This is a genomic window from Paenibacillus sp. FSL L8-0641 (assembly GCF_038006265.1).
Lineage (GTDB): Bacteria > Bacillota > Bacilli > Paenibacillales > Paenibacillaceae > Paenibacillus > Paenibacillus polymyxa_D.
The window spans coordinates 4,914,027-4,937,636 of the sequence record NZ_JBBOUW010000001.1 but is presented as its reverse complement, the minus strand read 5'-3'; the positions used below and the strand labels follow the sequence as shown (position 1 = coordinate 4,937,636).

15 protein-coding genes are annotated in these 23,610 nt (G+C 45.9%); 11 read left to right on the top strand and 4 right to left on the bottom strand.

Features of this window, described 5'->3' with window-relative positions:
* The first annotated feature begins 29 nt into the window (after positions 1 to 29).
* The 6 genes from MKY16_RS22310 to MKY16_RS22285 all read left to right on the top strand — a co-directional run bounded on the left by MKY16_RS22310 (position 30) and on the right by MKY16_RS22285 (position 10,227).
* Positions 30 to 1,313 carry a M23 family metallopeptidase gene (locus tag MKY16_RS22310; protein WP_029514550.1) on the top strand — a complete coding sequence of 428 codons (1,284 nt, stop codon included), beginning with the start codon at positions 30 to 32 and terminating at the stop codon, positions 1,311 to 1,313.
* Positions 1,314 to 1,519: 206 nt separating this feature from the next.
* The gene (locus tag MKY16_RS22305) at positions 1,520 to 2,986 is read left to right on the top strand and encodes a S41 family peptidase (protein ID WP_029514549.1); all 1,467 of its coding nucleotides are present in this window, start codon (positions 1,520 to 1,522) and stop codon (positions 2,984 to 2,986) included.
* Positions 2,987 to 3,151: 165 nt separating this feature from the next.
* Positions 3,152 to 4,468: a PDZ domain-containing protein gene (locus MKY16_RS22300; RefSeq protein WP_340957043.1), complete on the top strand. Its 1,317-nt coding sequence runs from the start codon at positions 3,152 to 3,154 to the stop codon at positions 4,466 to 4,468.
* 177 nt (positions 4,469 to 4,645) lie between these two features.
* Positions 4,646 to 5,203, top strand: a complete 558-nt coding sequence (locus MKY16_RS22295; protein WP_029514547.1) for a class I SAM-dependent methyltransferase — start codon at positions 4,646 to 4,648, stop codon at positions 5,201 to 5,203.
* A 273-nt stretch (positions 5,204 to 5,476) separates the two neighbouring features.
* The gene (locus MKY16_RS22290) at positions 5,477 to 5,860 is read left to right on the top strand and encodes a hypothetical protein (protein ID WP_029514546.1); all 384 of its coding nucleotides are present in this window, start codon (positions 5,477 to 5,479) and stop codon (positions 5,858 to 5,860) included.
* Positions 5,861 to 6,162: 302 nt separating this feature from the next.
* The gene (locus tag MKY16_RS22285) at positions 6,163 to 10,227 is read left to right on the top strand and encodes a glycosyl hydrolase (protein ID WP_340957041.1); all 4,065 of its coding nucleotides are present in this window, start codon (positions 6,163 to 6,165) and stop codon (positions 10,225 to 10,227) included.
* Between the two features lie 414 nt (positions 10,228 to 10,641).
* Here the strand turns inward: MKY16_RS22285 and MKY16_RS22280 are convergent, their stop codons facing one another.
* Positions 10,642 to 11,022, bottom strand: a complete 381-nt coding sequence (locus MKY16_RS22280; RefSeq protein WP_340957040.1) for a helix-turn-helix domain-containing protein — start codon at positions 11,020 to 11,022, stop codon at positions 10,642 to 10,644.
* A 255-nt stretch (positions 11,023 to 11,277) separates the two neighbouring features.
* On the opposite strand from MKY16_RS22280, the gene MKY16_RS22275 reads away from it, so the two are divergent.
* Positions 11,278 to 12,687 (top strand): DNA-binding protein, encoded by a 1,410-nt coding sequence (locus MKY16_RS22275; RefSeq protein ID WP_340957038.1) that lies wholly within the window; start codon positions 11,278 to 11,280, stop codon positions 12,685 to 12,687.
* Between the two features lie 214 nt (positions 12,688 to 12,901).
* Positions 12,902 to 13,129, top strand: a complete 228-nt coding sequence (locus MKY16_RS22270; protein WP_023990607.1) for an aspartyl-phosphate phosphatase Spo0E family protein — start codon at positions 12,902 to 12,904, stop codon at positions 13,127 to 13,129.
* 235 nt (positions 13,130 to 13,364) lie between these two features.
* Here the strand turns inward: MKY16_RS22270 and MKY16_RS22265 are convergent, their stop codons facing one another.
* A complete protein-coding gene (locus MKY16_RS22265; protein ID WP_039271420.1) occupies positions 13,365 to 14,180 on the bottom strand; it encodes a flagellar motor protein MotB in 816 nt (271 codons plus the stop codon).
* Positions 14,164 to 14,991, bottom strand: a complete 828-nt coding sequence (locus tag MKY16_RS22260; protein ID WP_029514537.1) for a flagellar motor protein — start codon at positions 14,989 to 14,991, stop codon at positions 14,164 to 14,166. Before MKY16_RS22260 ends, MKY16_RS22265 begins: the two co-directional genes overlap by 17 nt.
* A gap of 208 nt (positions 14,992 to 15,199) precedes the next feature.
* On the opposite strand from MKY16_RS22260, the gene uvrB reads away from it, so the two are divergent.
* The 3 genes from uvrB to MKY16_RS22245 all read left to right on the top strand — a co-directional run bounded on the left by uvrB (position 15,200) and on the right by MKY16_RS22245 (position 21,842).
* Positions 15,200 to 17,191, top strand: coding sequence for an excinuclease ABC subunit UvrB (gene uvrB / locus MKY16_RS22255; protein ID WP_029514536.1), 1,992 nt, complete (start codon positions 15,200 to 15,202; stop codon positions 17,189 to 17,191).
* Between the two features lie 172 nt (positions 17,192 to 17,363).
* Positions 17,364 to 20,225, top strand: a complete 2,862-nt coding sequence (uvrA, locus tag MKY16_RS22250) for an excinuclease ABC subunit UvrA (RefSeq protein ID WP_029514535.1) — start codon at positions 17,364 to 17,366, stop codon at positions 20,223 to 20,225.
* A gap of 405 nt (positions 20,226 to 20,630) precedes the next feature.
* On the top strand, positions 20,631 to 21,842 hold the full coding sequence (locus tag MKY16_RS22245; protein WP_029514534.1) for a hypothetical protein: 1,212 nt from the start codon (positions 20,631 to 20,633) through the stop codon (positions 21,840 to 21,842).
* 113 nt (positions 21,843 to 21,955) lie between these two features.
* Here the strand turns inward: MKY16_RS22245 and MKY16_RS22240 are convergent, their stop codons facing one another.
* A complete protein-coding gene (locus tag MKY16_RS22240) occupies positions 21,956 to 23,581 on the bottom strand; it encodes a nitrite/sulfite reductase (RefSeq protein ID WP_340957033.1) in 1,626 nt (541 codons plus the stop codon).
* Positions 23,582 to 23,610: the final 29 nt, after the last annotated feature.

The window sequence follows — 23,610 nt, the reverse complement described above, 5'->3', positions numbered from 1 at the left end:
ATTTTGCGATAAAGGATGGGGAGTGCAAGTTGAAAAAAACAGGATCTGTGTTGGCCGCTACCTTGGTAGCCGCATTGCTAATCCAGCCTTCTGACGGATATGCCAAAAGCATGAGTGAGATCAATTCGCAGCTGAACAAATTGGAAAAGCAGGCCCAATCTGCCAAGCAACAACAGGAAAAGGCTGCTCAAGATAAACAGTATGCCCAACATTACAAAAATAAAACCGTGCAAAACCTAAAAATTGTGCTTGCTCAGATTAACAGTGTCAGTGATCAGCTGACTCGTGTTGCGGTTCAGATTGATCAAACGGAAGATAATCTGCGTGCGACTAAAAAAGATTTAGCTGAGGCCATTGATCGTATCCAGTCACGGGAAAAAATGCTGGAAACTCGTGTGCGTTTGATGTATACGGATGGAACCGTCTCATATATGGACGTGCTGATGTCTTCGTCCAGTTTTAGTGACTTTCTTAGCCGGGTAGATTCCCTGAAAACGATCGTGGAGCAGGATCAAATCCTGTTGGACGAGCATAAAAAGGACAAGGCTCTGGTCGTAAGTAAGAAGAAGCAGCTGGATACGGAATATAAAAATGCCAAGAAGCTGTATGCGCTCAAGCAGGGCGCCAAAGCAGAACTGAATTCGAAGGAGAAAGAGAAGCAAAGACTGATTTCCAATTATGATCATGATATTGCGGAGTCAGATGAAATCAGCGAAGAGCAAAATGACATGCTGGTAGCCCTCGCGAACAAACGTGTGGGTCTGGTGCAGGAGAAGAACAAGCTCAGAGCGGAGCAGGCTGCCAAAGCAGCACGCGCCAGAGCGGCTGCACGTGCGGCTGAAGCCAAACGATATGCATCTTCTTCCTCAGGCGCTGCCTCGAATTCCAGCCATGCGGCAGCCAGTACGTATACGGGTGGATCAGGTACGTTGGCTTTACCTGTATCTCATTACAGACTCTCATCTACTTTTGGCATGCGGGTACATCCGATTACTGGCAAGCTTAAAGGCCACACAGGTATTGATATGGCGGCTCCGCAGGGAACTGATATTCATGCAGCTGAAGACGGTGTTGTCATTGTTGCCGAGTGGTGGAGTGGTTATGGAAACACAGTTGTAATTGACCATGGAGACGGACTATGGACCCTATACGGACACATTCGCAATGGCGGTACGGTGGTTCATACGGGGCAGACTGTGAAACGTGGTCAAAAAATTGCAGAAGTTGGTTCGACGGGCAATTCCACGGGACCTCACTGTCATTTTGAGGTGCGTGAAAATAACAAACCTGTAAATCCGATGAACTATTTATAGTAAATAAGGTAAGCCCTATTTATAGCCATTACGGTTGTAGATAGGGCTTTGCTGTAATGGTTAATATCCGATGAAGAACATGTGCATTGAGACACGGAGTAGGATACAATTAACATATTCCGTACAAGCTAGACGTATACTTCGTGGATGGATATGCGTTGTAAGGCAATAGGATACAAGATAACGAGAAGGCGGTGGACGATTAGATGTTGAAAAAAAGTACAGCGATACTCTTGATGGTGATCGGGCTGCTTGGCGGCAGTCTGCTCACTTTTGCCTATACTGGAACGACTACAGTAGGGAACAGCGCTCTGGGCGAAGGACTGCTGGCGAGTGTGACAGGTAGCAGTTCTACCTCCAGAAGTGATATCCGCAAAATCGAGACGGCGATGGACCTGATTCAGGGACAATATTATCAGGATGTGGATCGTACCAAGCTGGTGGATGGCGCCATCAATGGTATGATGGAGTCGCTCGGCGACCCGTATTCCTCTTATATGGGTAAAGAAACTGCACAACAGTTCGAGCAATCTATAGAAGGCTCTTTTACCGGGATCGGAGCTGAAGTAGCGGCTGAAAACGGAAAAGTAGTTGTAGTCACGCCAATTAAAGGCTCGCCGGCTGAAAAGGCAGGGCTACGCTCTAAGGATATTATTTTGTCTGTTAATGGTGAAACACTGGACGGATTGGATCTGAACAAGGCCGTTTCCAAAATCCGTGGACCTAAAGGCAGTCAGGCGAAAGTCAAAATTCAGCGCAGTGGCTCTCCTGATCCGCTCGAATACACGATTACCCGTGACAATATTGATATGGAAACTGTAACAGCTCATATGGAAAGCGACGGTGTAGGCGTCATCACGATCACCCAGTTCTCCTTGAATACAGCAGAACGATTCAAGGAAGAGTTGGCGAAGCTCGAGAAGCAAGGGCTAAAAGGGCTCGTCATTGACGTGCGTAATAACCCGGGCGGCGTGCTTTCCGTTGTCATTGAGATTGCGCAGCAATTTGTACCTTCCGGCAAAACGATTGTACAAGTGGAAGACAAGAATCAGAAGCGTGAAGAAGAGAAATCCAAAGGTTCACGTAAAAATTACCCTGTGACTTTGCTAATGAATAAAGGTAGCGCAAGTGCGTCCGAAATTCTGGCAGGTGCTCTCCAGCAATCAGCAGGTGCTGTGTTGATCGGGGAAAACTCCTTTGGTAAAGGTACTGTACAAACCAGCTATGACAAGCAAATGGGTGACGGTAGCCTGCTCAAAATCACGATTGCCAAATGGTTAACGCCAAATGGAACGTGGATTCATAAAAAAGGGATTAAGCCGAACATCGCGGTGGAACAGCCTGAATACTTCACAGCAGCACCGCTGAACAAGGAAAAGTCCTTGAAATACAATATGAATAGCAGTGATGTGAAAAATGCACAAATCATTCTGCAAGGTTTGGGTTACAAACCAGGTCGCGAGGATGGCTATTTTGACAAAGTAACTGAAAGCTCTGTTATTGCTTTTCAAAAACAAGCGAAGCTGACGGCTAGTGGCATCATTGATGCGAAGACAGCAGCAGCGATGGAAGCCAAGCTGATTGAGAAAATTCGTGATCCGAAAAATGATAATCAACTCAAGCAGGGGATTGAAGAGATTCGGAAGGAAATGAAGACAAGCGTAGCGAAATAATAGTGAGGCTACAACAAGGGGGCTGGAAACAGCCTCCTTTTATATTGGGATTTATTTGCAGTCTGTCGGTTTGTCTTCCCTACGTTGGCAATTTCATATAGAATAAATGGATATGAAGTGTACGTGATCCGCTATACAGCGGGCCAGGGGCATAAGGGAGTGTGAATGGACTTGGAATGGGCATTACAATGGGGATGGAGCGTCTTGAATGCTTGCTTATACCTGCTTATGCAGCCGTTTTATTATATCTCAATACTCATTGTCGCACTTGGTTATCGTCGGCAAATGTTGCTGGAGCGCAAGCTATTTCATACTAAAATGCATAGCTGGGCCTCAGAGACCTGGCGTGTCGTATGGAGTGGTTTGCTTGCTGGAACGGCGCTATCCGCTCTGGGAATGTTCGTCAGCGTGCATCTGAACCCGGCTTCCATCGTGTGCCTGTGGGTAGCAACATTACTGCTCATGCTGGTACGCGTCCGTTACCTGTGTCTCGCTTATTCGGTAGGTCTGCTAGGTGTGGTTCAATTTTTCCTAAATGTGGCCAGTGGCTGGCAACCTGTGGGAGCGCTCGGAACTTCAGTAACGGCTATCCGCGGATTGGATATTCCAGCACTGTTGGTGTTGGTCGCCGTGCTGCATGTGGCTGAGGCGCTGTTGGTTCGCTGGCAAGGGGGGAAAGCTGCCACTCCACTGTTTGTCGAGGGCAAACGGGGGAGATTGGTTGGCGGCTATCGGATGGAAGATCTCTGGCCCATTCCGTTGTTATTGCTGGTACCCACTCAGGGAGGATTCATGCTTCCCTGGACACCGTTGTTCGGCGGCGATGCCGGAACCGGGTATATGCTGGCAGCCTTACCAGTCCTGATGGGCTTCAGCAGCGTGACGCTAGGCCAGCTACCACGACAGAAGGCGGTACTCACTTCGAACCGCTTGCTTCTGTACAGTGTGGCTTTACTTCTGCTGAGCTTGCTGGCTGCATGGTGGAGTCCGCTGATATTGTTAGCAGCGTTATTCTCTTTTCTGGCTCATGAGGCACTGATCTGGTATGGTAATATGGAGGAAAGTCGTCTTAGCCCGATGTTTGTCCATCCGGAGCAAGGGATGCGTGTGCTCGCTGTGCTGCCAGACAGTCCGGCGACAGCCATGGGCATACTGCCGGGCGAGGCCATTTACCGCGTGAATGGAGTTATTGTGAATACCCGTGCCGAGTTACACCAGGCCTTGCGGATCAATTCTGCCTTTTGCAAGCTGGAAGTACGCAATCTGCAAGGCGAGAGCAAGTTTGTGCAGCGAGGCATGTACGATGGCGATCATCACCAGCTAGGGGTCGTGCTTGCACCGGATGCAGACGCGAGCTGGGCCGTATCCCTACAGCCGGCCTCCATCTATCGGATTGTTGCCATGCATATAGGCGCACGGCGACGTAAAGCTGGACAGGCATCGCAGGCAGAGGGTACACAGTTGGATACGATGAACAAATAGATGTTACAATAAGAGGGTAGTCATTATTTGATTAGAGTCGAATAAGGCTACGCTCTTTTTATATGCCGACAGTAGCCTGCTTGAAATCAATATTCTGATCGGTATACAATGAATATGTAATAAGAAGCGTCGATGAACCGAATGTCTATCATGTGTGTCAAGCAGGGAGAGGAAAAGATGAACGCGATTCACTTTATTCGAGAGTACATCAGGCATCCACGCAGCGTAGGCGCTGTTATACCCAGCTCAAGACAGTTGGCCAAACAAATTGCCACACCGATTTACTTTGACAAAGCATCGTGCATTATTGAATATGGTGCAGGGACCGGTGTGTTTACGCAAGAGCTGATTTTGAACAAGCGTCCAGAAACGCTACTTTTAGTGATTGAAGCTAATGAATCGTTTTACAAAACGCTACAAAGCAAGTACGGACACTTGGAGAAGGTACACATCATTCATGGATCGGCTGAGCATGTAGCGCAGTATATACGACAGTATGAGGTTCCAAAAGTGGATTATGTCGTATCAGGGCTCCCTTTCACCAGCCTGCCAGGCGCGTTATCTAGCCTTATTTTGGGACAAACGGCTGAGGTTTTGGGCCAGGAAGGCAAATTTATTACGTTCCAGTACAGCAAGGTCAAACACAATTTTTTCCGCACCTTTTTTGCTGACATTCAGATTAAAAAGGTAAACTGCAATGTCCCGCCCGCTTATGTGTTCACGTGCAGCCTGTAACCTTGCAGCTATGTAGAAGATTAGAATAAATACGAATGCGATTATACGGATGATTATGAGAAGACTTGGTCAGCGTCATTAAGATACTGAAACGGTCTTTTTTTGTTGTCCACTTTCATAGATATATAAGAAGGGGATATGTTAAAAAGCAAAATTCATTTAAGGAATCATATTTTAAAATGGGGCTTAACCTATATATTACATAAGATGGAACCCACTAGATTTTTGTAAGATTCATGATAAATCTGAACTTTTGTTAAAGGAGATTTATATATGGTAAAACCACTGATATTCATGCGTTGGTGTGAGTACTATAAGTTAAGTGATCGTGAGACGGACTTTGTATCTTTTTTTATGATGAATTTCTCGGCTGCCCGTTCAGGCAATCAACCGAAGCTTAGGGAGCAATTTGTTGAAATTCAGAAAAAAACCTTTCCTGAGTACCCGTTTGATATTACCCCGGAAGAACTGGATTACTCCAAATTCGAAGGTTTGATGAAGCAGGTGTTGAAAATTCATTTTGACACGGCCGAGCTACTATACTCCTTTTACCTCCAAAAGCTGTGCGCACCTTTGGCAGAATACATTTTATCCACTGGGGAATCAGAGCCTGCACGCATCTATTATAAGCTTATTCAAAAGGATAAAGTGCGCTAGGGAAGACGAGTGTGGATGAGCAAGAGATATTGGGATACCTCAAGCTATATGGTTATTTAAGAAATTAATACTAGCTAATTAAAACAATAGTTAAAAATGTCAATATACCTTTGTGTTAAGGTAATATTATAAATCCAGTTTCAAAGAAAGAGGGTGTTGTCTTCGGCTGGAACATTTCAAGCACGGATATGACGCTGCAACGGAACGATAAGCTCGTTTGGGGGCAGGGAAGGGGCCTTAAAGCCTAAAGGAGGGGCATTCGTATGGGTGCCGCTCTTTTTAAATTGAAGGGAGGAAGCGGTATGAAGGCGAAAAATTGCAGGGGTATTTTGTCCAAGCGTTTCAAATGGCTGCCGGTCATCATGGCATGCACGATTATAGCAGTGGGGGCTGTACCGGCTCCTGCTGTAGTTCACGGTCAAACGGCAAAGACTGTTACTATTAAGGTCGATACATCCAAGGATCGTAAGCCTATTAGCCCTTATGTTTACGGTACGAATCAGGAGTTGGCAGGCGATGAGAATCTGACTGCCAGACGACTTGGCGGCAATCGAATGACCGGATACAACTGGGAAAACAATATGTCCAATGCAGGAAGCGACTGGAAGCAGTCCAGCGATAGCTATTTATGCGACAACGCCGGATTGACAAAAGCCGAATGTGAAAAGCCGGGTGCGGTGGCAACCTCGTTTCATGATCAATCGCTGAAGCTTGGCACTTATTCTCTAGTCACGCTGCCGATGGCCGGTTATGTGGCCAAGGATGGAAACGGAAGTGTGCAGGAAAGCGAAAAGGCCCCTTCCGCTCGTTGGAATCAAGTCGTTAATGCCAAAAATGCGCCGTTCCAACTACAGCCTGATGTGAATGATAATCAGGTTTATGCGGATGAATTCGTCAACTTTTTAGTGAAAAAGTACGGCGGTGCTTCAACAAAGACAGGCGTGAAAGGATATGCGCTCGACAATGAACCCGCTCTCTGGTCGCATACGCATCCACGCATTCATGGTGAAAAGGTCGGAGCGAAAGAGTTGGTAGACCGATCGGTAAGTTTATCCAAAGCTATTAAAGCGGTTGACGCGGGTGCGGAAATTTTTGGGCCGGTTCTTTACGGTTTTGGCGCCTATACAGATCTTCAAACCGCACCTGATTGGAGCACTGTCAAAGGCAATTACAGTTGGTTCGTGGATTATTACCTGGATCAAATGCGCCTTAGCTCGCAAGCTGAAGGCAGGAGATTGCTGGATGTTTTCGATGTCCACTGGTATCCTGAAGCGAGGGGCGGAGATATTCGAATTACGGATGAGGTAGGGAATGACGAGACGAAGAAGGCAAGAATGCAGGCGCCTCGTACCTTGTGGGACCCGACCTACAAGGAAGATAGCTGGATCGCTCAATGGAACAGTGAATTCTTGCCTTTACTACCTCGATTGAAACAGTCGGTGGATCAGTATTACCCGGGAACCAAGCTGGCTTTGACCGAGTATAGCTATGGCGGCGAAAATGATATTTCCGGTGGTATCGCTATGACCGATGTGCTGGGCATCTTGGGCAAAAACGACGTTTATATGGCAAACTACTGGAAGTTAAAGGAGGGTGCCAACAACTACGTTAGTGCCGCTTACAAGCTTTACCGTAATTATGACGGAAAAAGCTCTACTTTCGGTGATATCAGCGTTCATGCGCAAACGTCGGATATTGTTAATAGCTCGGTGCATGCTTCCGTAACGGATGCATCCTACAAAGAACTGCACCTCGTTGTCATGAATAAAAGCATGGACAGCGCATTCGACGCCCAATTTGATCTTTCCGGCGAGACGACTTACGGTTCCGGTAAAGTATGGGGCTTCGACAAAAATAGCTCGCAAATTAAGGAAGCAGCGCCAATCAAGCAAATTTCAGGCAACCGCTTTACCTATACAGTACCGCCTTTGACGGCTTATCACATCGTGTTGACTGCCGGCAATGATACGTCTGTGCCACCTGGGGAAGATCCTGAAAGCATTGCGCTGAAGGCGGAGGCTGGCGATGGGAAAGTCGTTTTGTCATGGGACGCTTCCAGCGGAGTTGTAGGTTACAGCGTACAGCGGGCAACGTATGAAAACGGTCCTTTTGCTGCTGTAGCATCCAACTTGGTAGAAACGTCTTATACGGATACGAACGTGACGAACGGTACTTCTTACTATTATAAAATAACCGCAAAAACAAAGACGGGAACGAGTGAATCCAATGTTTTGAAAGCGGTTCCGCGAACGTCTGTAGACGTACCGCATCGCTATGAAGCCGAAGATGGCACGCTGAAGGGAACCATTGTGGAATCCAGCGGGACCGGCTTCTCGGGTACTGGTTATGTAACTAATTTCCACAATGCAGGGGATTCCCTGGCGATGACGATTCAGGCAGAGGCGGCAGGCTTGTACAATCTTACAATTGGCTACCGTTCGCCTCATGATGACAAACGCACGAACTTCTCTTTAAACGGCAAAGCGTTTGGCGAGCTGATACTTTCGAAATCGGCTGATTTTAAAGAAACTTCGGGTGGTAAGGTTCTATTGAATGCAGGGGCGAATACGATCGGTTTTGAAACAGGCTGGGGCTGGTATGATATCGACTACGTCAAGCTGGAGCCAGCTGCTGACCGGCCACCGCATGCGGTGACCAAAACGCTCACCAATCCGAATGCGACAGTAGAAGCAAGAGCCTTAATGAACTACCTGGTCGATCAATACGGGAAGAATATGCTTTCCGGTCAAGAGGAAATAAACGAAATTGATTGGCTTCAAGCCAATGTAGGTAAAAAGCCGGCTATTGCAGCGCTTGACCTGATCGACTATTCGCCAAGCAGAGCGGAGCATGGTCTTAGTTCCACAGAGGCGGAAAAGGCAATTGAATGGGATAAACAAGGGGGCATCGTTACCTTTGCATGGCACTGGAATGCGCCGAAAGGTCTGATCGATACGCAGGGAAAAGAATGGTGGAGAGGCTTTTATGCTGATTCGACCACATTCGATATCGAATATGCGATGAATCATCCAGAGTCCGAAGATTATAAATTGCTTATTCGCGACATCGATGTGATTGCAGGGCAATTGAAGAAGTTGCAGGATGCGAAAGTTCCCGTCCTGTTCCGTCCTTTGCACGAAGCGGAAGGCAAATGGTTCTGGTGGGGCGCTAAAGGTCCTGAGCCTGTTAAAAAGTTGTATGTTTTAATGCACGATCGTTTGACGAATGTGCACAAATTGAACAATCTGATCTGGGTATGGAATTCTGTTGCTCCGGATTGGTATCCGGGAGACGAGTATGTGGATATTTTGAGCTTTGACTCTTATCCGCAAGCAGGCGACTACAGCCCGCAAATTGCAAAATACGAAGACCTTGTTACATTGGGCAAGGACAAAAAGTTAGTTGCCATGAGCGAAAATGGACCTATCCCGGACCCTGATCTGATGAAGGCGTATCAAGCCCATTGGAGCTGGTTCGCTACATGGTATGGGGATTTCTTGAGAGACGGCAAACAAAACAGTCTTGAGCATCTGAAAAAAGTCTATAATCATCCGAACGTCATTACGCTTGAAAAGCTCCCGACTAACTTAAAAACGTATGGCATTACCGAGCAACCATCAGTACCGGGCAGCTTCACGCTGAAGGCAGCGGGCGAAACGGCGAAAGTAGCGTTGAGCTGGACAGCATCGGCGAATGCCGCAAGCTATGAAGTGAAGCGTTCGACGGCTGAAAACGGTACGTTCGCCACCGTAGCGAGCGATGTATACGAAAGCAGCTACACCGACACAGCCGTAACGGCAGACACGATATACTATTACCAAGTCGTAGCGAAGAACGATGCAGGTCAAACGTTTTCGAACACGGCTAGCGCAGCACCGAAAGCGGATACTCAGCAGCCGACAACGGGACTGGTGCTCCAGTATCGCACAGCGGATACAAATGTGAACGACAATCACTTGAACCCGCATTTCCAAATTGTAAACAAAGGTACAGCCTCCGTACCGATCAACGAGTTGAAAATTCGCTACTACTACACGATCGACGGTGACCGTGAGCAGACATTCAACTGCGACTATGCAATGCTGAGCTGCTCAAAGCTGAATGGTAAACTGGTTAAAATGGATAAGGCCGTCACCGGCGCTGATTATTATTTGGAAGTCAGCTTCAACTCGGATGCAGGCGTGTTAGCACCTGGAGGAAGCACGGGCGGAATTCAAACCCGTGTTCATAAAGTAGACTGGTCGAATTATAACGAAAGTGACGATTACTCGTATAAAGGCACGCAAACTTCATTCGCCGATCATACGAAAGCTACGTTGTATCATAATGGAGTACTTGTTTGGGGAACCGAACCGACAGCTAATTAAAATGATATAAATACTATCGCTGAAATGAGCAGGGGATTTAGTACCCACCTGCTCATTTTTTTATGTACTGACCTAGTGACCTATTCTCGTTTTTTTTCTTAAGTTTAGTCGATACCCTTTTAATAAGGGAAACTACTCTGAGGCGATCGACAGTATGCTGAACAGTCTCAAAGCATCCTCACAATTGAATGATAAAGCTTTCTATATCAAGTCTATCACGTTGTTGTTTGAGAAATACAAAGACCGTTCGATACATGAACAACGGGCAGAATATGAAAAAGTACTTAAAACTGTTGAAAGTAATATTAAGCAAATGACTTCTTGAAACTTATAAAAGGCTATGTGACCTACTACTATTATTAGGTAGAGAAACATAGCCTATTTGGTATTTAAATAGCAAGGCTATTCGGAAATCTAATTTTTTTCATTACCATTTAAATTATCAGGGTTATTTTCAGAAAGCTCACTCTCTGACGAGAAAAGTTCCTTCAATATGCGATAAGCTTTATTTTGCCCCGCTTCATTCTGCTGGGAAAGGATATGAACGCATTCCCAAATCCAAGGCTGGCTTTTGAGTTCTTCATATGGATTATAGTCAAAAAATGCAAATACGTTTGTGTCCAGCGCCTCTGCTATTTTCTCCAGTGTCTTGATCTGCACATTGACCTCACCGCGCTCTAACTTGCCGATATAGGAACCTGTTGAATCGGATGCTTCTGCTAACTGTTCTTGTGTAATACCCCGCAATTTTCGAAATTGGCGGATTTTTGTTCCTAGTAGTTTCGTTGTTTCCATAGACATCCACACTCCTATAGTATGAGTGTAGACAAAGCTAGATTAAGCGTGGAGGTAATTAAATTACCTTAATTATTCGTCATTTAGTTCTTGTGGGAACTATTTTAATAACATCAAATTCCATAATATAATAAAACAGTGTAGAAAAGGGGTTGACCATCATCCAATTTATTCATATAATTTCTAGTATATTGTAATTGATTGTCGAGGAGGGTGATTTTTTAAAATCATCTGAATATGCCGGGGGTGTTTTTATTGGAAAATGCAACCACGATTCGTTCGGAAATTGAGAAAGAATTAAAACTTGGTGGCTACACGTTTAATAGTTTTGGACAAGCTACGGGGCTTAACCGGGGTATATTTAGTGCGATGCTTAACGGAAATCCACCTAAACCTATATCTGTAAGACAAATGGACTTGATTACCAAAGCCTTTAATTATCCAGAGGGCTGGTTATATGATCTGTATGTGGATGAATGTTTTTATGATGGAAGACCACATTGGAAAAGGGTCAAGCCGTTCCTGATTCGTTGTGTTGAAGTGGGAAACCTGCGATGTGTTGAGAAAGTGCTTTCACGCTTAATGGAGGATCTTAACCACATTCCAACAATCTTTGCTTTGGCAGAGGAGCTTTATGAAGAAGGGAAGTTACAAGAGGCAATTCCTTTCTATGAATGTGTCATTGAAAATGAGAAATACCAACATTCCGAGAGATTGGCTATCAGTCACTATAGAATTTTTTCAATATCTGTTAGTGAAAATATGAAGATAAATTTGGAAGCCGCCTTAAGATTTGTACCCTTTAGGAATCGGGTACCCTTAGATTATCATTTAGATGGTCTGCTTAAACTGTCAAATCTTTATTACAACTTGCATCATTGGAAAGAAGCAGAGCGTTATGCAGATGAATTAAGAGCGCTTGCAACTATTGTATGTAAAAGTAGAGAAACTAACAAAAAGAATTCTACATTGAAAACTGAGAGACATTTAGTGGTCTACTATGGTCAAGGTTACTTGACGAAGGGAAATGCGTTGGAAAAGCAAGGGAAATACGAAGAGGCCATGCAGTTTATTTCTGGCTATGCTGATTTGAGTTGGTTTGAAGATTTAGGGGAAATTGGACAAAAAGAAGTGCAAAGGTTCACCCTTTGGGCAAATGTTAATCAACTTAACTTGAATATTCTTATGGGTGATACAAGTAGTTTGCCAATGTATATTCAATTTCTTAAAAGTAACCCACCCGAGATTTTGTTGGGTTTATTAACGATAGTAGAGTCGGCTAACAAGTATGGTTTTTTGATAGAACATATTCTACAGCAGTTTTCTAACGAACTGATGTCCTTTAATACTGAATTATCTGTTGGTACGAGTTATTATAAGCAGTCATTTAGTTATGACACTTATGCTGATTTGTGTTACCAACTGGCCATATATATGTTTAATAACCTTTTCCATGAGAAAGGTGTTTATTATATTTTAAAAAGCTTAAGAAAATATCTTGAAATCAATAACAAAGAAAAGTGTATGGTCTGTACAGCTTTGTTCGAAAGATTCAGACTTGAGGCCACGAAAGACCAAAAAGCAGAATATGAAAGTATCATGGAGGAGGTTTTAATCAATGCAAGTAAAAAACCTGAAATACATGCTAATTATAGGGCTTTTTAGTTTCTTTGAATTGTCCCATACTATTACTGTTTTTGGACATGGAACTGGAGCTTAATAGTTATCAAGTTATCAAAAAAGCCAATTCCTATGGATTGGCTTTTTTGGTTCATCCCGTTAAAGGGATGAATTGGGTTTTATTATATTTTTAACCTGTAGGGAAGGTATCAGCTTGTAAACTAATGTAAATACCACACCGAACAGGAGGTTTATTGATGTGAAATGGAAACAATTGGAGGAATGCATCGAAGAAAAGCGGAAGGAACTAAATGATTTGGCGAATGAGGTGGGATTGAAGGACCGGCGGGTGTTAATCAAGTCCATGGAGTTAGATCGACTCCTTAATAAGTACAGCGACTGGAAATATAGCTATCGTAGACAACAGAGCATCCCCCAAAGTTCACAAATACAAGAGAAGCAACACGAGCTTGTCCTATCTTATTAATCTTCAAGCATCATGACAAGATAGAATCTAACTTCACCAGGGCTTCTAATACATAGTGGGATATAGAATAAACAAAATAATCTCTATTGCATCTCGTACGCTGCTCTTATCCACGTTGTTCGTACGGTTTATTGTTCTGCGTCTACATCAGGCGGAAGCCATGTATTAATGATGAATATGTATCAAAAAAACCTCCCGATTCACGTTATTACGTGACTCAGGAGGTTTTTGGGTTTTACTGTTGAAGTTGGCGTAGTACGGTGATTTCGACACGGCGGTTTTTTTGTCGTCCAGCTTCGGTACTATTGTCACCAACCGGTCGGGTATCTGCATAACCCGCATACTGAAATCCTGAGGGTGAAAGTTGCTCTCTGTCGAGAAAGAATCGGAGTACAGATAGTGCCCGTGCGCCTGAAAGCTCCCAGTTATCCTTATACATCGATGAGTTCGAGGAGCGCGTGAACGGAATGTTGTCCGTATGGCCCTCAATGCTAATCGGTGTTTTCAAATCTCGAAATAGACTGGCCAACTTGGATAGTGTGTTGGCAGAGCCTTGCTTGAGTGCAGCTCTACCTTGATCGAATAAAAAGCGGTCATTCAGCGTAATGACAATACCACGCGGCTGATCTGACACAAAAATCTGATTTTCCAGTTTGTTGTCCGTAATATATTCTTGAATGACACCCATTAAATTTTGCAGCTCTTTTTCCTGCGTGCGGAATGCTTGTTCACGTTCGGTAAGCTTTGTCGATCCAGTTTCCTTTTTATCGGCTGCTGGTTGCTTGGTCGTGGGTGGATTCTTGCTGGTATAACGATCGGCAGTACCTGTAATGCCCGAGCCTTGCTCCAAAATAGAATCTCCCTTGTGGAACGTATCCTGAAGGGATTGAACAACGACATCGTATTTTTTAGCATCCAAACTACTCATGGCATACATCACAACGAAAAATATGAGCAGCAGGGTGATTAGATCGGCATAGGTAATCATCCAGCGGTCACGATGGTCTCCGCCGCCTCCTTGACCCCCACGGCGCTTACCGCGCGTTCTCATGGAAGTCCTCCTTTGGAGATGCGTCCTCAGTGCGTGAGCGACGAGGCGGTTTGCGATCTATATTTTGCTCTGAGCGGATAAAGAACTCCAACTTTTTGCGTACAAGCTTTGGATTCTCTCCGTTTTGGATAGCTAGAATACCTTGGAGCAGCAAATCCATTGTGATAATTTCACTCTCACTGGCTGCTCTTATTTTGGATGCGATGGGTAGAAAGATCAGATTGGCGCTAGCAACGCCGTATAGGGTTGCGATAAAGGCAACAGCAATGGACGGACCAAGCGCAGTAGGCTCGGTCAGGCTGCCCAGTACATGGATCAGGCCCATAACCGTACCGATAATCCCCATCGTAGGGGCATAACCGCCTGCGGATTCAAATATTTTGGCGTACCCCTCATGTTTGTGTTCAATGGCATCTAACTCAAGCTCTAAGATCTGTTTGATCTGTTCCTGCTCGGTGCCGTCGATGACCAACTGAAGACCTTCGCGCAAAAATGCATTCGGATGCTCTGATGAAATACGCTCTAGCGCAAGCACACCGGATCGGCGTGAGGTGGCAGCCATGGAAACCAAATCTTCTATATATTGCTCCGTAGGATTGTCCTCACGGCTAAATGCCATCCGTAGAGCGGTGGGGATCGTCTTCAGCTTGGAAGCGGGGTAGCTGATCACAACTGCGGCGAAAGTTCCCCCAAATACAATGAGAGCCGATGTACCTTGAAGCAGCCCGGTAAATTCGCCGCCTTCCCATAAGAAGCCACCGATTAATGCTATGATTCCTGCGATGATGCCCAATACGATGGTGATATCCAAAATTTAATTCACTCCTATTCAAGACTTATCGTTTGCATCCGCGGTAAGAAAGAGGTATAATACGGGAACAAACATTCTTATCCAACCATATTTCCCAAGTATCATTGCTCGGGAAATATCGACATAGAGTTACAGGTAAAGACGTTAAAGCTCGACTGGTGTAAAATCATGATGTTTCCATTTTAGACGATAAGGGTGATGCAGGGCAATGAGTGATATCGTTGTTAGCGATAAGACTTTTGAAATTCAGTCGGAATTCCAACCTCAAGGCGATCAGCCCCAGGCCATTTTTGAATTGGTAGAGGGAATTGCAGAAGGAAAGAAGCATCAAACGCTATTGGGTGCTACGGGAACAGGTAAGACGTTTACCATCGCACAAACCATTGCCAAGTTAAATCGGCCTACGCTGGTTATTGCACATAATAAGACTTTGGCTGCTCAACTGGCGAGTGAGTTTAAAGAATTCTTTCCGAATAACTCCGTCGATTATTTTGTCAGCTACTATGATTACTATCAACCGGAAGCATATATCCCGTCTTCCGATACGTATATTGAGAAGGATTCCAGCATCAATGAGGAGATTGATAAACTTCGCCACTCAGCGACAAGCTCTCTGTTTGAGCGTCGTGACGTTATTATTGTAGCGAGTGTCTCCTGCATTTATGGTTTGGGTTCGCCGAAAGAATATTCAAGCCTGCTGCTTTCGCTTAGAGTTGGCATGGAGAAACCCCGCAATCAGATTTTGTCCCGCTTGGTCGATATTCAATATCAGCGGAACGATATCAACTTCGTGCGGGGTACTTTCCGTGTACGGGGGGATGTTGTTGAGATATTCCCGGCTTCCCATGGGGAACATGCTATACGTGTAGAACTATTCGGGGATGAAATTGAACGAATTACCGAGATTAATGTGCTTACAGGTGAATTGATCGGTGAACGTGATCATATTGCTATTTTCCCGGCATCTCACTTTGTTACTCATGAGGATACGATGAAGGTAGCATTGGTCAACATTGAACGTGAGCTTGAAGAGCGGTTAGCGGAGTTGAAGGAGCAAGGGAAGCTGTTAGAAGCGCAACGTTTGGAGCAACGTACCCGCTATGATATCGAGATGATGAAAGAGGTTGGTTTTTGTTCCGGTGTCGAGAATTATTCAGGTCCACTGACATTCCGTGAACGAGGAGCAACACCATATACGCTAATGGATTATTTCCCGGATGATATGCTGATCGTCATTGACGAGTCCCATGTAACATTGCCGCAGATTCGTGCCATGTATAACGGTGACCAAGCACGTAAGAATGTACTGGTGGATCATGGTTTTCGTTTGCCGTCTGCATTGGATAATCGCCCGTTGAAGTTTGAAGAGTTTGAGGACAAGGTAAGTCAGATTATCTATGTATCAGCTACTCCAGGACCCTATGAGATGGAGAAGTGCGAAACGATGGTGCAGCAGATTATTCGTCCTACCGGGCTTCTTGATCCGATTATTGAGGTGCGTCCGAGCAAGGGGCAGATTGACGATCTTATTAATGAAATACGGCTTCGCATAGAACGTGAAGAACGGGTGCTGGTGACCACACTTACGAAGAAGATGTCCGAAGATTTGACTGACTATTTAAAAGAAGTAGGCATCAAGGTACGGTATATGCACTCCGAGATTAAGACGTTGGAGCGGATGGCTATTTTGCGGGATCTTCGTCTAGGGACCTTCGACGTGCTAATCGGGATCAATCTTTTGCGGGAGGGTCTTGATTTGCCGGAAGTATCTCTGGTCACGATTTTGGATGCAGACAAAGAAGGCTTCCTGCGTTCTGAGCGCTCTCTGATACAGACAATCGGACGGGCAGCACGGAACAGTGACGGTCGTGTTATTATGTACGGCGATAAGATTACCGATTCTATGGATAAAGCGATAAAGGAAACGGAACGTCGGCGTGCGATTCAAATTCAGTATAATGAAGAACATGGGATTACCCCGCAAACCATACGTAAAAAGATTCGTGATGTTATTGAAGCAACTAAGGTGGCAGAATCGAAGAATGATTACCTTCCTAATGAGACGGGTAAACTTTCCAAGAAGGAGCGCCAATCACTCATTCAGCGTCTGGAAGCAGAGATGAAAGACGCCGCCAAGAACCTACAGTTCGAGCGGGCAGCCGAGCTGCGTGATGCTTTGCTGGAGTTGCGAGCTGATTAAACATTGAGAATAAGCTAGAAGCAAAACATATGAAAATAAAATGTTTGATTGCTTTGCTTTTAAAAATAGTGAGGGCGGCCTATGTGGTCGTTCTCTTTGCGATATATCACTTCCATGGGATAATCCAATGCGATATAGCATGACGTGAACTACGGCTAAGGAGATGAAACATTTGGCGAATGAAAGCATCATCATCAAAGGCGCACGCGCGCATAATCTCAAAAATATTGACGTGACGATTCCACGGGACAAGTTCGTCGTCCTGACAGGGCTTAGCGGCTCTGGTAAATCGTCACTGGCTTTCGATACGATCTATGCGGAAGGGCAACGGCGGTATGTGGAATCTTTATCTGCGTATGCCCGTCAATTCCTCGGGCAAATGGAGAAACCAGACGTTGATTCGATTGACGGTCTGTCTCCTGCCATTTCCATTGACCAAAAAACAACAAGTCGGAATCCGCGTTCTACTGTCGGAACAGTTACCGAAATCTATGACTACCTGCGGTTGTTGTTTGCCCGGGTGGGTCATCCTCATTGTCCTGAACATGGCATTGAAATCACGTCACAGACCGTCGAACAGATGGTAGACCGCATTTTGCAGTATCCTGAGAAGACACGACTGCAAATCCTAGCTCCATTGGTATCGGGTCGCAAAGGTGAGCATAAAACACTGTTTACGGATATAGCCAAGCAGGGCTTTGTGCGGGTACGTGTGAATGGCGAACTGCGTGAATTGTCTGAGAAGATTGAGTTGGAAAAGAATAAGAAGCACTCCATTGAAGTGGTCGTAGACCGCATCGTTGTCAAGGAAGATGTGCGTGCGCGTCTGTCTGACTCTATTGAGACGGCATTGAATCTTTCAGGCGGGCAGTTGCTTGTAGACATTATGGGGCAAGAGGAGTTGCGGTTCAGCTCCAACTTTGCATGTCCTATTTGTGGATTCAGCATAGATGAACTGTCTCCGCGGATGTTTTCCTTTAATAGTCCGTTCGGCGCTTGCCCGGATTGCGATGGGTTAGGAGTTAAAATGGTGGTTGACCCTGATTTGCTCATTCCCGATCCTGAAAAAAGTGTGGAAGATGGGGCGTTTCAGGCTTGGAGTGGGGGAACTTCCACTTATTATCCTCAATTTTTACAGTCAGTATGCGAGCACTACGGTATTCCACAGGACATTCCTGTTAGTCAATTGACGACAGAACAAATGAACCTCATTTTACATGGAACGGGTGAGCAGAAGATCCGTTTCCGCTATGAAAATGATTTTGGTCAACGTAAGGAAGCCTATGTGACCTTTGAGGGGATTATCCCCAACTTGGAGCGTCGGTATCGTGATACGGCTTCTGAGGGCATACGTGAATTTATTGAAGGCTTTATGAGTGCAAAGCCATGTAACACCTGTAAGGGACATCGACTGAAAAAAGAAAGCCTGTCGGTAACCATTCAAGAGCGCAATATTGCTTATGTAACAGCCCTGTCTATCGGTGAAGCCTCAAACTTTTTCCATACACTGGAGCTGAGTGAGAAGGAGAAGTCGATTGCCAATCTCATTTTAAAAGAAATTAACAGCCGACTGGGATTCCTCGTTAACGTGGGTCTGGAATACCTGACTTTAAGCCGTGCGGCAGGCACGTTGTCAGGCGGTGAGGCACAGCGTATCCGGTTGGCGACACAGATCGGATCCAGTCTGATGGGTGTGCTTTATATTTTGGACGAGCCTAGTATCGGGCTGCATCAGCGAGATAATGATCGTCTGATTAGTGCTTTGGAGCATATGCGGAATCTTGGCAATACCTTGATCGTGGTGGAGCATGATGAAGATACGATGATGGCGGCGGACTATATCATTGATATCGGGCCGGGAGCTGGAATCCACGGTGGGATGATTATGTCGCAGGGGACCCCGCAGGAAGTTATGGAAGACCCGAATTCCTTAACCGGGCAGTATTTGAGCGGACGCAAGTTCATTCCGGTCAATACCGAGCGGCGCAAGCCTGCTGATAAGTGGCTGGAGATTCGCGGAGCTAAGGAGAACAATCTCAAAAATGTGAATGTCAAAATTCCGTTGGGTGTTTTCTCGGCTGTTACTGGTGTATCCGGCTCTGGAAAGTCGACGCTGGTCAACGAAATTTTGTACAAAACGTTGGCGCGTGATCTGAACCGGGCGAGAGTGCGTCCAGGGCAGCACAAAGAAATTCGCGGGCTAGAGCATATCGAAAAGGTTGTTGAGATCGATCAATCGCCAATTGGCCGTACACCGCGTTCCAATCCTGCAACGTATACTGGTGTATTTGATGATATCCGTGACTTATTCTCGCAGACGAACGAGGCCAAAGTACGAGGCTACAAGAAAGGCCGCTTTAGCTTTAACGTTAAGGGAGGTCGTTGTGAAGCTTGTAGAGGCGACGGCATCATCAAGATTGAGATGCATTTTCTGCCAGATGTGTATGTTCCATGTGAAGTGTGCAAAGGCAAGCGTTACAACCGGGAGACCCTGGAGGTTAAATACAAAGGAAAAAGTATTGCCGATGTGCTGGAGATGACGGTAGAGGATGCGACGGAGTTTTTTGAAAATATTCCGAAGATTCATCGCAAGATCCAGACGCTGATGGATGTAGGTTTGGGGTATATCAAGCTGGGTCAGCCTGCGACTACCTTGTCTGGCGGTGAAGCACAGCGTGTGAAGTTGGCCTCCGAATTGTATCGTCGCAGCACAGGCAAAACCATTTATATTTTGGATGAGCCGACAACTGGTCTGCATGTTCACGATATTGATCGATTATTGACGGTGCTGCATCGTTTGGTTGATTCAGGAGAGACGGTGCTGGTCATTGAGCATAATCTGGATGTGATTAAAACAGCCGATTATCTGATTGATTTGGGACCGGAAGGCGGAAGTGGCGGTGGAACGATCTTGGCTACCGGGACACCGGAGCAACTCGTGAAAGTCGAAGAATCCTATACAGGTCGATACTTAAAGCCGATCCTTGAACGGGATACAGAGCGTAGCCAAGCGCTTCAGACAGTCGATCTATAGATATCGTTTAACGTACGCTTTAAAAGCCCTGCACAGGCAGGAAGGCAGAATACGAACTACTGTATTTATGCCTTCGCCTTGGCAGGGCTTTATTTTTTTTGTAAAAAAAGAAAACTTTTATCAAATTCCTGCGTTAAAGCATGTGACACGTAGTTTACCAAGCGCTGGGATAATAAATCTATCCGTATATTCATCGACAGAAAGTCTCTGAGTAGTCTCTAAATTTTGGAGTTTTGGATGTTTAGGTTCGGACTTGAAGAGGTAAATATATAAATCGTCATAGCATCATACAAAGTTCCGTGCCCACGTGACACCATTACAAGTTGAAGCGAAACCGTCTCTAGTTTTATCACATCTAAGGTTCATACAACATCTCTGAGGAAGTCATGAAGGGAGCTGGAACGCTTGAAGGTTAAGCAAAGTAGAGTTTTACGTACACGTGTGTATACATGGGCAGCAGGAGCTGCTTTGGCGGCATGCTTGATGGGATATAGTGCTGCACCGTCCTATGCCTCCGAGGTGTCCGAGGCGTTTGTGCCCAAACAAGCCGAAATCGAAACAAGTGCGGCCATTGGCAGTATTAAGGATTTAGGAAACGCTCACAATTACATTCAACCCACAGCAAATGGTGGGTTTTTAACGCTGAACGTCGAGGACGATACAGAAGCAAGTGTAGTACACGTCACATATGGCAAGCTGGACAGTTCTGTGGAGGCTGTATGGAAACATCAGCAGGATCTGAACGTACAGCCTGGAACAAGCAGCAGGGGAGTCCAGCGGGAGACGTCGGATGGTGGCTTGCTGTTTCTGATTGAATATACAAAACCGAACGGAATACGAGAGTTGCAGGCTTCACGATTGGACGAGGATGGAAACACCTTGTGGTCCAAAACATTACCCACAGATGGCTTGATATCTCATGGGGAGGATTCTCAGGTTGGCTTGGAGCCACTGGAGGATGGCGGTTTCCTGGTCTCCTATCTGAACCTTGCGGAACAGTCCTTCACTGTACTCAAATACACTGAAACTGGCGATATACAATGGAATCGAACGACGGCCGGAGTGACCTCGGGTTGGCTGGTCGGTAGTCACAATGGATATTATGCGCTTTTGAACAGCTCAGATGGTCCCGTGGGGGTACAAGCAGATGTATATGGTCGCGATATCCGTGACATCCATCTGGACTTGGGATCAGGTAAAGAAATTGCCGCAGTACGTGAGTTGCCGAGCGGTCATATTGCTGTAACAGGGCTTAAAGGAAACAGCAAGCGTACACAGGTGCTAAGTAATAGTCTGCAATTATTTAGCAATACAGCGGACTACGGGGCTGACCAGGTGTATCTGCCTGAGGAGCAGCTGTATGTCCAGTTCAGTGATCAATATGATCCACTGGGGAAAACGACGAAGATGCATGGCATCACCATTACAGGCTTGAAAGAAAACGGTACGAAGGTGTGGGAAACGAGGACTCATTATAAGGAGGACAATTCCTTCGGCATCCGGTATGATACGGGATTGATATATAAGATACCTTCAGGCTACGCGGTGGTGACATCTACAACAGGCGCTCATAAACCGACAGTGCTTGATTTTGCGAAAATATTGATACCGGAGTAATCCGGTGTCTTTTTTTTGTGAAAGTGAGGGAGACGATATTGCGGGGCTGTATGGCGATAAGAAACAGCCTGCTTGTATATGGGATACAAGCAGGCTGTTAATAGGCTCTATATTTAGGATGCAACGTGGCTGGACTGTAAAATGGCAGACAGCTTTTCCTGGAAAGTCGGAATACCTACACGCTGTACATATGCGTAAAAGCTTTCGCCAGCGCTCCTGTTTTCTTTGTAGAACAGAATGAGCTCCGCCAGCACAGGTCCAACCTGATCCCCACGTACGCGACCTTTGAGCGCCTTGTTAAACTGGGCGCCTGCCCCAAGCGCTCCGCCGACAGCGATGTCGAACGCGTCGACCAAGCCTTCGGGTGTCTTTATGAGCGAGCCTTGCAGACCGATGTCCGCAATATGCTTTTGACCGCAGGAATTTGGGCAACCGATAAAATGAATGCGCACCTTTTCATCCAATTGTACGTGCTGATCCAAATACTCGGCAACGTCAACCGCCCGTTTTTTGGTTTCCACAATCGCCAGATTGCAAAACTCATTTCCTGTGCACGATACCGTACGACTCATAAAATGCTTGGGTCGTGGTGTCAGGCGTTGCAGCACGGGAGCTTCCAGTAGTTCATCCACTTGCTCATCCGGCACGCCGCTCAGCAAAATATTTTGCGACATCGTGGTACGAATCTGACCATCGCCATAGCGGTCAGCCAGTTCGGCCAGTTCATGCAACTCGTCAGCGCTAAGGCGACCGACAGGCACGTTCAGACCGACATAGTTCAGGCCTTTTTGGGCTTGAGGATGCACACCGTCAAAATAGGCGGCTTGCCAGCCAATCGTTTTGTCTTCACCTCGTCCGGGCATTTCACCGATGTACTCGGTGAGCTTAGCCAGAAATTTGTCTGGGCCCCAATCGACAACGAGGAATTTCAAGCGAGCATGGTGCCGCTTTTCCCGATAGCCGTAATCACGGAAAATGGTGGTGACAGCAATAGCAACCTTCAGCACTTCCTCTGGACGAACAAACAAATCCAGAGACTGTGCCATATGCGGCTTGGCGGACAAACCTCCACCAACCATCACATGGAAGCCGATCACTTCTTTTCCGTCGAGGATCTTGGTGGCCGGAGTGAAGGACAGGTCGTTAATTTCAGCCTGTGCATTGTTGTACGTATTACTGGAGATAGACATTTTGTACTTACGCGGCAGATTGGAGAAGTCTCGATTTAATAAGAAAAAACGGTTTACTTCATCTACAATCTCTTGGGTATCTACCAATTCATTGGGATCAATACCAGCCAGCGGATTACCGACAATGGTACGCGGGCAGTCTCCACAGGCTTCGAAGGAATACAAGTTGACTTTTTCCAGTCTTTCAAAAATATCGGGCAAGCTTTCGACTGTCAGCCAGTGAAATTGAATCGCCTGGCGAGTGGTGACGTCCACAAGACCGCGTCCATATAGCGCGGATATGTCCGCCAATGCATGTGCCTGTGCTGAAGTCATGATCCCTGTGTTGATGCGGACTCGCATCATGAAATGACCATCCTTGGGCTTTTGCTGATATACCCCAGCCCATTTGAAACGGTCCATATCGTCCGCAGAGATCGAGTCATAGCCTTCATTGGCATAGTTTTCGATAATGGTACGGATAACGTCGAGACCGTCCTTTTCCAGCTTGACTAACTCGAATTTGTTAAGCTTATCGGGATGAGCGTTCCAGATTGGTTCGTAGGCCATTCTTTTAACCTCCTGTAGGTGCTTATTTA